Annotated in this window: 9 protein-coding genes and 1 tRNA gene; 2 read left to right on the top strand and 8 right to left on the bottom strand. The window is 66.9% G+C overall.

Annotation, left to right across the window (positions count from 1 at the left end; translation table 11 throughout):
* Positions 1 to 143 precede the first annotated feature (143 nt).
* Complete coding sequence (locus AB4120_RS24260) at positions 144 to 344, bottom strand: hypothetical protein (protein ID WP_149136144.1); 201 nt, start codon at positions 342 to 344, stop codon at positions 144 to 146.
* A 429-nt stretch (positions 345 to 773) separates the two neighbouring features.
* Between AB4120_RS24260 and AB4120_RS24255 the strand changes: the two genes are divergently transcribed.
* The gene (locus AB4120_RS24255) at positions 774 to 1139 is read left to right on the top strand and encodes a hypothetical protein (protein ID WP_244844978.1); all 366 of its coding nucleotides are present in this window, start codon (positions 774 to 776) and stop codon (positions 1137 to 1139) included.
* Here AB4120_RS24255 and AB4120_RS24250 read toward each other — a convergent pair.
* The 6 genes from AB4120_RS24250 to AB4120_RS24225 all read right to left on the bottom strand — a co-directional run bounded on the left by AB4120_RS24250 (position 1136) and on the right by AB4120_RS24225 (position 6922).
* Positions 1136 to 2164: a tyrosine-type recombinase/integrase gene (locus tag AB4120_RS24250; RefSeq protein WP_441642954.1), complete on the bottom strand. Its 1029-nt coding sequence runs from the start codon at positions 2162 to 2164 to the stop codon at positions 1136 to 1138. The two genes, AB4120_RS24255 and AB4120_RS24250, sit on opposite strands and share 4 nt — an antisense overlap.
* Positions 2165 to 2358: 194 nt before the next feature.
* A tRNA-Leu gene (locus tag AB4120_RS24245) sits at positions 2359 to 2445 on the bottom strand.
* A gap of 239 nt (positions 2446 to 2684) precedes the next feature.
* A complete protein-coding gene (locus tag AB4120_RS24240; RefSeq protein WP_149136147.1) occupies positions 2685 to 4010 on the bottom strand; it encodes an MFS transporter in 1326 nt (441 codons plus the stop codon).
* Positions 4011 to 4138: 128 nt separating this feature from the next.
* Positions 4139 to 5464, bottom strand: coding sequence for an amidase (locus tag AB4120_RS24235; protein WP_441642953.1), 1326 nt, complete (start codon positions 5462 to 5464; stop codon positions 4139 to 4141).
* Positions 5461 to 6138: a DUF2848 domain-containing protein gene (locus AB4120_RS24230; protein WP_149136148.1), complete on the bottom strand. Its 678-nt coding sequence runs from the start codon at positions 6136 to 6138 to the stop codon at positions 5461 to 5463. The genes AB4120_RS24235 and AB4120_RS24230 overlap by 4 nt, the downstream gene beginning before the upstream one ends.
* Positions 6139 to 6172: 34 nt before the next feature.
* Positions 6173 to 6922 (bottom strand): GntR family transcriptional regulator, encoded by a 750-nt coding sequence (locus tag AB4120_RS24225; RefSeq protein WP_441642952.1) that lies wholly within the window; start codon positions 6920 to 6922, stop codon positions 6173 to 6175.
* Between the two features lie 256 nt (positions 6923 to 7178).
* Between AB4120_RS24225 and AB4120_RS24220 the strand changes: the two genes are divergently transcribed.
* Entirely contained in the window at positions 7179 to 7946 is a 768-nt protein-coding gene (locus AB4120_RS24220; RefSeq protein ID WP_149137544.1) for an IclR family transcriptional regulator, read from the top strand.
* 15 nt (positions 7947 to 7961) lie between these two features.
* Here AB4120_RS24220 and AB4120_RS24215 read toward each other — a convergent pair whose 3' ends face one another.
* Positions 7962 to 9209, bottom strand: coding sequence for a Zn-dependent hydrolase (locus AB4120_RS24215; protein ID WP_149136149.1), 1248 nt, complete (start codon positions 9207 to 9209; stop codon positions 7962 to 7964).
* Between the last annotated feature and the right edge of the window lie 158 nt (positions 9210 to 9367).

The following is a 9367-nucleotide window of genomic DNA, read 5'->3' as shown; positions in this document are numbered from 1 at the left end:
ATTCCGTGCTTCCGGCTCAGTGTCCCAGTCCCAACTCCCCCGGACAAATATTCCTGAACCACCTGGCGCTTGAACGCCTCGTTGTACTTCGCCATGAAAAACACCCCAAAGGTTGAACGGGTGTCCAACTTTTGGGGTGCAGTTCACTCCGGGCTCCTTTCAATTCGAATCTTTGCATCACGCATGGCGTCGGCCATCGCAAGTTCACGCGTGGGGAAGGACATGCCTTGGCTCTCGAATCTCGCTTGGTCGTCGAGCGTGTACGCCCAATGCCACACCCCGAAAGTCCTCTCGGTCAATTCGAAGCTCACGTGCCGACCCATGAAAATGAGGCTCTCTGCCATGGCTTGTCCCTCCAATTCGTCGGGGGTCAAAAGGGCAACTTACTCGTCCACGCCCAATATCACGTCCACCGCAGCACGGCCAGCGACTTCAGCCACAAGATATGCCCATCGTTTGGAGAATGGGCCACCGTGAACTTTGATCCGCTTTCCTATCGCGGCGACTCCAGCTGGAGTGGTCGGCCCCGTGATCTGGAACCAGACGTCAAACATGTCTGTGGAAGCTCCAGTCAGGAACATCCGGATCTCAAAACCTCGGTACTCGGAAACGCGCTCCATATCCGCCCCTGCAACGTGATACCGATCCTAGCATGACCAACTCCCCCCTCACCTTTCCGGCGATGGGCCAGCCCACCGGCGCGCCGGAGTGGGACCAAGAGCTCATTGATTCCGCAACGGAGCGACCCGCGCGCGGCCCCAACGATTCAACGAATGACCGAAGCAGCAGCACGCATCATCGAAACAACAGCCAGAAACTGGAGCATCACCATGAGCGAAGCAGACCTGATCGAACGCATTGCAGTGGCCGTGGCCAACCACGTGCGGCCAGCGCTGCCCGTGAGCGTTACCCTGTGGGACGTGGAGCGCATCGCCGAATACCTGGTCCGCTCGCCCAAGGTGGTGCGGGAGCGGGTGGTGACTCTGCCCGGGTTCCCGAAGCCGATTCGCATCCCTTCGGTGCAGTCGGGCAAGGACGAGCTGGCGAAGGCCCTCCCTCGCTGGAAGGCGGCCGAGGTCATCGCCTGGGCTGAGTCGTACCGCGAGCAGCCGGCGGGCCGGCCGAGAAAGACGGACTAGCCGAGCCGGCGCGCAATGTCCCGCGCGGACTCGTTGTAGTAGGTCAGCAACTCCTGGAGGTTGGTGTGCCCGGTCATCCGGGCCAAATCCAGTGGCTGTAGCTTCTTCGCCAGGCGGGTGATCGCCTCATGGCGGGTGTCGTGGAAGGTCAGGTCGGCAATGCCGGCCTTTTCTTTTGCCTTGCGGAACAGGGCGTCCCGGCTGGCAGCCGAGAGCGCGAACAGCGGCTTGCCCTCTTCCACCTTCGGCAGCATCCGCAATAGCTCGAGCGCGCGCATGGAGAGCGGCACGTCCCGCGCGCCGCCGTTCTTGGTCAGCGGCAAGTGGGCAACCTGCGCCTCGAAGTCCACCGTGTCGCTGGTCAAGCCCAGCATCTCCCCGGAGCGCATGGCCGTCTCGATCGCCAGCAGGAAGGCGACGGCGACCCGCTGCGACGGGAGAGCCACCGGCAGCCCTTCCTGATACCCGAGCGCCAGGGTGATCTTCTCGATCTCCTTGTCCGAGATGAGCCGGTCGCGCGGCGGGTTGTCCGGCGGCCTGCGCACCTCCTTCATCGGATCGGCGATCAGCCAGCCCCATTCCTTTCGGGCGACCTCCAGCGCATGAGACAGCAGCGACATTTCGCGGGATACAGATGACCCGGAAATCTTCGCTCCTGATCCTGGGACGGTGTCTCGAGCGCGCGCGTCGCGCCACGCGGCAATGTGGTGAGGCTTCAGGTCGGCCAGCCGGATGTCACGGAACGGCTTCCCCTCAACCACCTTCTTTCCGATCAGCTCAAGCCGCAGCTTCTCCCACCGCTCGCCGCGCTTGGTCGGGCTGACCGTCTTTTGGTACTGGTCGAGCACGTCGCCCACCGTGTGGGTTTTGCTCCCCATGCCGCCGTCGATGGATCGCATCTCGACCTCGCGCTTCACCGCCCATTCCTGAGCCTGCGCCTTGGTGTCGAACATGCGGCTGTCCCGGGCGCCCTTTACTGTGAGCTGCACGCGCCAACCGGTTGCCGTCTTGAGAATGGATGCCATGAGTTCGTGGGAGGACCGTGGGAGAAAAATGGGAGAGCCCAGCGAACCGATAGTGGCAAATAGGGTAAAGGAGAGGGTGTAGCGTAAACCCGGATGGATACCCGCTATCCCTTGCTGCATATAGGATTTCGGCAGGAAGAGGTACGTATGGGTGGGGAGTGTCGTTGTTGCGAATGAACAACAAAAAAGGTTGGTGGTGCGAGGGAGGGGACTCGAACCCCTACACCATTGCTGGCGTCAGGACCTAAACCTGGTGCGTCTACCAATTTCGCCACCCTCGCGGTCCTTGCGGCGGTTGCCCTGGCGGGCGGCCGCGTGTTGTCGGTTGGCGCTGCGCATCCTCGACAAAGCAAAAAAGGCGGCTGGAACTGCCCGCCTTTCATGATCCGCCGTCGGATGCCGGCCGTGCCGCTGGCGCAACTTCTTCCAACGGTCGACAAGGCTGCGGATTGTAGCGCAAGCCGAAGCGGGAATCCAGCCCCCTGCCCCGGCCTGCGCCTCGTCCGGCCCCGATTGCGGCCTAGCGCCGGGTGCGGATGAAGGTCAGCACCAGCACCGTGGCGCAGGCTTCCAGCGCCGCCACGAAATACAGGCCGGATGACAGCTGGCCCGTGTTGGTCTTGAACCAGCCGATCATGTACGGCGCCACGAAGCCGGCCAGGTTGCCGATGGAGTTGATCAGCGCGATGCCGCCCGCCGCTGCCGTGCCGGCCAGGAAGGCCGACGGCAGCGACCAGAACACCGGGAAGGCAGCCAGGATGCCGACCGAAGCGAGGGTCAGCGCCACCAGCGCCAGCGTGGCGCTGTGCAGCCACATGCCGGTCAGCGTCAGGCCCACCGCCGCCAGCAGCGTGGCCATGGCGCAGTGCATACGGCGTTCGCCCGAGCGGTCCGAATGGATGCCGTTGAGCACCATGGCGATGGTGCCGGCCACGAACGGAATCGCCGAGATCAGTCCGATCTGCAGGTTGCCCTTGACGCCCAGTTCCTTGATGATCGACGGGGACCAGAACGCGATGGTGGCATTGCCGCTCACCACGCAGAAGTAGATCGCCGCGCAGATCCAGACCCGCGAATTGGCGAAGGCGTCCTTGAGCGCCGAATGCTTGGCCGGGTCACGTGCCTCGGCCTCCACCTCGCGCGTCACCAGCGTCTGCTCGTTGACCGTCAGCCACTTGGCGTTGACCGGTTTCTCCGGCAGGAACATCAGCACCGCCACACCGGCCAGTACCGACGGAATCCCCTCGATGACGAACAGCCACTGCCAGTTGGCCAGGCCGTCCACGCCGTCCATCGCGCTCATGATGAAGCCGGCCAGCGGGCCGCCGATCACGCCGGCAATCGCAAACGAGGTCATGAACAGGCCGTTGATGCGTGCGCGGCGGTCAGCCGGGAACCAGTAGGTCAGGTACAGCACCACGCCCGGGAAGAAGCCCGCCTCGAAAATCCCCAGCAGGAAGCGCAGCGCGTAGAACTGCCCCGGCGTCTTGACGAAGATCATCGCCATCGAGGCCAGGCCCCACAGGATGGTGATGCGCGCCAGCGTCTTGCGCGCGCCGATCTTCTCCAGCAGCAGGTTGCTCGGCACTTCGAACAGGAAGTAGCCGATAAAGAAAATCCCCGCGCCCAGGCCGTACACGGCCTCGCTGAACTGCAGGTCCTGGAGCATCTGGAGCTTGGCGAAGCCCACGTTGACGCGGTCGATCCAGGCCAGGATGAACAGGAATACGAGGAACGGGATCAGGCGCACGGTGATCTTGCGGTACGCCTCGTTGCGTTGCTGAGCCAATTCCGCGGGCGGCAGGCTCTCCAGGGCGCCAGGGGCGCCGGTCATCACGGAAGACATCGGTGATTACTCCTTGGGTGTGGTGGGCGGGGCGCCGCTACATTGGCGGCGCCCTCTGGCTTGCGCTGTGTTGTGCTGGAGCGCATTGCCGCGGCGATGGGAATCCGCCGATTGACTAGCTGCCCGGCTTACGCCAGGCCCTGCTCGATGGCGCCGGCCACCTGCAGCACGCGGGCATCGTGCCCGTGCAGGCCGCAGATACCCAGGCCAATGCCCTGCCCCATCGGCAGGGACGCCGCGCAGCCGTCGAGCCAATTGATCACGCTGGGGTTGCGCAGCACCAGGCCGTTCGTGGCGAAGAAGTCCTCGTCACGCGCCAGTGCATCCAGGCGCGGCGGGCGCACGGCCACGGTCGGCATCAGCCAGGCGTCGGCATCGCGCAGGCGCTCGGCGGCGCGTGCCTGCATGGCGGCGCGCTCGGCCAGCAGCGTGATGTAGTCGGCGGCGCTCTGTTGCTGGCCGCGACGGATACGCTGGGCCACGCGCTGGTCGTAGCGGTCGCCCTGCCTAGCCAGCAGCTCGCGGTGCCAGGTCCACGACTCGGCGGCGGTCAGACCGCCACCGGCGTTGATCTCGGGCAGGCGGCGCAGCTCGGGGAAATCAAAAGTGATGATTTGCGCACCCTTGGCCGACAGCCGCGACAGCGTGGCCTCGAACGCCTGCGCCACCTCGGCCTCCACGCCATCCATCACAAAGTCACGCGTGACGTAGAGGCGCAAGCCGGACAGGTCGGCGGGCCGGGTGTCGAGCGTCTCGCCGCTCAGCACGGCGTCCATCGCCACGCAGCAGGCCACCGAGCGCGCCAGCGGGCCGGCCGAATCGAGCGAGGTGGACAGCGGCACCGCGCCGGACAGCGGCACGCGGCGCGCGGTCGGCTTGAAGCCGGTCAGCCCGCAGAACGCCGACGGAATGCGGATCGAGCCGCCCGTATCGGTGCCCAGCGCCGCCACGGCCATATCCTCGGCCACGCTGACCGCGCCGCCCGAGGTGGAGCCGCCGGCGATGCGCTCGGCGTCGAACGGCGTGCGCGGCGTGCCGTAGTGGGGGTTCAGTCCCAGGCCCGAGAACGCGAACTCGCTCATATTGGTACGGCCGATCAGCACCGCACCAGCCGCGCGCAGGCGGGCCACGGCGGGGGCGTCGGCCTGGGCCGGGGCGGTGTCGTCGAGCGCCACCGAGCCGGCGCGCGTCATCTGACCACGCACATCGAACAGATCCTTGATGGACACCGGCAGGCCCGCCAGCGGCGATGCCACGAGCCCGGCGGCGCGTGCCTGGTCCGCCGCGCGCGCCTGCGCCAGCGCGCCTTCGGCGTCCACGTGCAGGAAGGCGACGCCGCCGGCACGCTGGTGATGGGCGATGCGGGCGAGCGCGTCTTCGGTGAGCGTCACGCTGGTCGTGCGTCCGGCCGCCAGCGATGCCGCCAGGGCGGCGATGGTGGGGGCGGCGCTCATTCCGCCACCTCCAGCGACGCCACGCGGTACGCATGGCGCAGCGTGCGATTGCGCACCGGATCGTGCAGCTCCACCTCGAAGGCGTCGCCGTGGCCCAGGTCGCCAATCACGGCCTGGGTGCCGCAGAACATGGCGGTGCCCGGCGGCAGTTGCGACTCGCCGGTCAGGCGTTGCACCAGGTCACGCGGGTCCAGCAAGCGCGTGACCTTGCCTTCCTGATACAGCGCGCGCTGGCCATCGCGCACGCGCCAGCAGCGCATTTCCAGCACATCCCAGTGGTCGGCCACCTCGTCGAAGCGCCAGACCTCGCGGCCCATCGGCTTGCCGCACATCTGCTTGGAGACGGTCACGTCATAGGCTTCGACCTTGCGGTCGGTATGGTCCGAGCCGATGCCGATGTACAGCGCGTCCGCGCCCTGCAGCAGCACGAATTCGGTCTCGCCCGACGAGTCGTCGCGCGGCACCTCAAGGACATCATCGGTGGTCAGCAGCGAGGCGGCCAGCGGGTAGAACGTCGGCACGGTGGCGGGCGGCTTCACGCCCAGCGCCTGCAGTTCTTCGATGTGATGCTGGACGGCGGCGGCGTCGCGGCCAGTCCAGCCGGCAATAATGAGTCGTTGGACGTCGAGGGCGAGCGGGCCCCCGCCGGCTACCTGGAGGTGCAGTGTCGGCATGGCGTACTACCTGGTTACGAGGGAAAAGGGTCGGTCAGAGGGTCCGGATGATGTTCTTCCGGAATTCGTCGATATGTTCGCGAATCGCCTGGCGCACGGCCGGGATGTCCCGGCGCTCGAGCGCGTCAACGATCTCCAGATGCTCCTGGTAGACGTTCTCCAGGTGCTGGGGATCGGACAGCGAGAGGAACCAGAAGCGCGCCTGCTTCTCATGCAGGCCGCGCAGCAGTTCGGCCAGCACGCGGTTGCGCGAGGCGGCGGACATGGCGGTATGGAACTTGAGATCAAGCGAGGCCAGCGCGGGGATGTCGCGGCGGGCGATCAGGTCGGGCGAGCGGTCCACGATGTCGCGCATGGCCTTGAAGTCGCTGTCGTGCCCGCGCTCGCAGGCCAGCGTGGCGCACAGCATCTCGTTGGTGGCGCGCACCTCGATCATGTCGAGCACTTCGTTCAGCGACAGCGGCGTCACCAGCACGCCCTTGCGCGGCAGGATGGACACCAGCCCTTCCACTTCGAGCCGATGCAGCGCCTGGTGCACGGGCGTACGGCCCAGGCCGAGCAGCGCGGCCACCTGGGCCTCGATCAGCGGCTCGCCGGGACGGAACTCGCACGCGATGATGCGGCGCTTGATCTCCGTGTACGCCTGCTCGCGCAGCGCCGCGCCGCTCTGGGCTGGCGTGGGGGGCGCGGGGGGCGCGGGGGGCGTGGGGGGCGTGGGGGGCGTTGCAGGAGGAGTTGCCGGCTGGGGGTCGGCACCGCCGACCAGTCGAATGGGGTTCGCCACGGGATTGCTCGCTTCGTCTCAACGTTCGTTGAAGTTGCAGTGATACTAGTGTGATATTTCACTGGACACAACCCGGAAAATCCTAGGGGTAAACACTAGCGACGCACCAGCCACCGGGGCGGCAGGTATCATGGCGACATATCATGAAATCGATAATCGATTCGTGCGTATCTTGGTGCAATATGCAGCCATCGTGGTGCAGGATGTCACGACGATGGTGCCGAACCCTGGTGATCCACCCCGCCGTCCGTCTCTCATGTCCGCCGATCCGCTGTTCAATCAATCGCTCGAAAAAGGGCTCGAAGTCCTGCGCGCCTTCAGCGCCGTCCACCGCACGCTGACGCTCTCCGAAGTAGCCGGGCTCACCGGCATGACCAAGAGTTCGGCCCAGCGCACGGTCCATACGCTCGAAACCCTCGGCTACATCGACAAGCACCCGCAGACCCGCCGCTTCCGCCTGACGCCGAAGGTGATGGAGATCGGCTACAACTACCTGGCCGCCGATGCGCTGATTCCCATTGCCAGCCCCTACCTGTCCCAGCTGGCCAACGCCAGCGGCGAGACGGCCAACCTGACCGAGCCCGTGGGGCTGGACATGGTCTACGTGGCGCAACTGATGACCGCCAAGCACATGCCCGTGCTGACGCCGGTGGGCATGCGCATTCCGATGTACTGCACCAGTTCCGGCCGCGCCTACCTGAGCACGCTGCCCGATGCGCAGGTGCGCGCGATGCTGGAGGCCTCCACGCGCGCGCCGCGCACGCCGGCCACGCTGACCGATGTGGACGCGATCTTCGCGCAGGTGGCGGCGTGCCGGGGCCTGGGCTATGCCTGCAACGAGGAGGAGCTGTTTCTGGGCGATATGGGCGTGGGGGCGCCCATCGTGAACAGCCAGGGCGTGGCGGTGGGGGCGGTGCATGTGGCGCCGCCGGCCAGCCGGTGGACGATGGCGGAGGCCCAGCGCAAGCTGGGGCCCCTCGTCATCGAGTGCGCGTGGGCGATTTCAAGGTCGATCGGGCACTGAAGCTGCCGCCGGCGATCAGCGCGCGTGCTCCAGCATCGCCTGGAGCAGCACGTTGGCGCCGGCCTCGATGTGCTCGGGCAGCGCATCCTCCAGCTCGTTATGGCTGATGCCGTCCTTGCACGGCACGAAGATCATGCCCGTGGGGGCGCGCTGCGCCACGTAGACGGCGTCATGCCCCGCCCCGCTCACCACGTCCATGCTCGGCAGCCCCAGCGCCGCCGCCGCGCGCCGCACGCTGTCCACACAGGCCGGGGCGAACAGGCAGGGCTCGAACTTGACCACCTGGCGAATCTCCACGCTCACGGCCGCCGCGTCGGCAATGCCGGCGAAGGCCGCGCGCATCGCCGCGTCCATGCGGTCCAGCCCGTCCTGCGACAGGTTGCGGAAGTCCACAGTGAAGTCCACCCGCCCCGGAATCACGTTGCGTGAGTTCGGCTTGACCTCGACATAGCCGACGGTGCCCCGGCCATGCGGCGCGGCGTCCCGGGCGATGCGGTTCACGGCCTCGATCATCCGCGCCGTTGCCAGCAACGCGTCGTGGCGCAGCGCCAGCGGGGTCGGGCCGGCGTGGGCGTCCTGGCCGGTCACGGTCACGTCGTACCACTGCTGGCCCAGCGCGCCGGACACCACGCCAATCGGCAGCCCGGCCGCCTCCAGCACCGGTCCCTGCTCGATATGGGCCTCGAAGTAGGCCGCGAACATGCCGCCCGGCACATCGCCGGCAGGCTGGGCGCCGTGGTAGCCGATGGCGGCCAGCGCATCGCCCACGCTCACGCCTTCGCGGTCCTGCTGGCGGCGCGCCTCGTCGGCATCGAACACGCCGGCGAACACGCCCGAACCCATCATCACCGGCGTGAAGCGGGTGCCTTCCTCGTTGGTCCAGAACGCCACCTCCAGCGGCGCGCGCGTCTGGATGCCGAGGTCGTTGAGCGTGCGCATGACCTCCAGTCCCGCCAGCACGCCGAAGTTGCCGTCGAACTTGCCGCCCGAGGGCTGGGTGTCGATATGGCTGCCCGTGGCCACGGCGCGCGCGGCCGGGTCCGTGCCGGCGCGGCGCGCGAAGACATTGCCGATCTCGTCCACGCGCACGTCCAGGCCCGCCTCACGGCACCACTGCACCACCAGGTCGCGCCCCTTGCGGTCTTCTTCGGTCAGCGCGATGCGGCACACGCCGCCCTTGGCCGTGGCGCCGATCGCGCCCAGCTCCATGAGCGATTGCCACAGGCGCGCGCCATTGATGCGGGGAAGAACTTTCGAATCCATGTCTGCCTTGTCTGCTTCGTGAGTGAATGAGGAATGACCACGGCCCGGTGCAAGAACCAGACCACGCGCCGGGGCGACGCGACTGGCACATGACTTGCTAGACCGAAGGCAGCCCTTCCCCCACTCAGGAGCATTGCCTGTGAACCACCAAACGTCCG

Source organism: Cupriavidus sp. 2KB_3 (genome assembly GCF_052115685.1).
Lineage (GTDB): Bacteria > Pseudomonadota > Gammaproteobacteria > Burkholderiales > Burkholderiaceae > Cupriavidus > Cupriavidus campinensis.
This window is presented reverse-complemented; position numbering and strand designations above follow the sequence as displayed.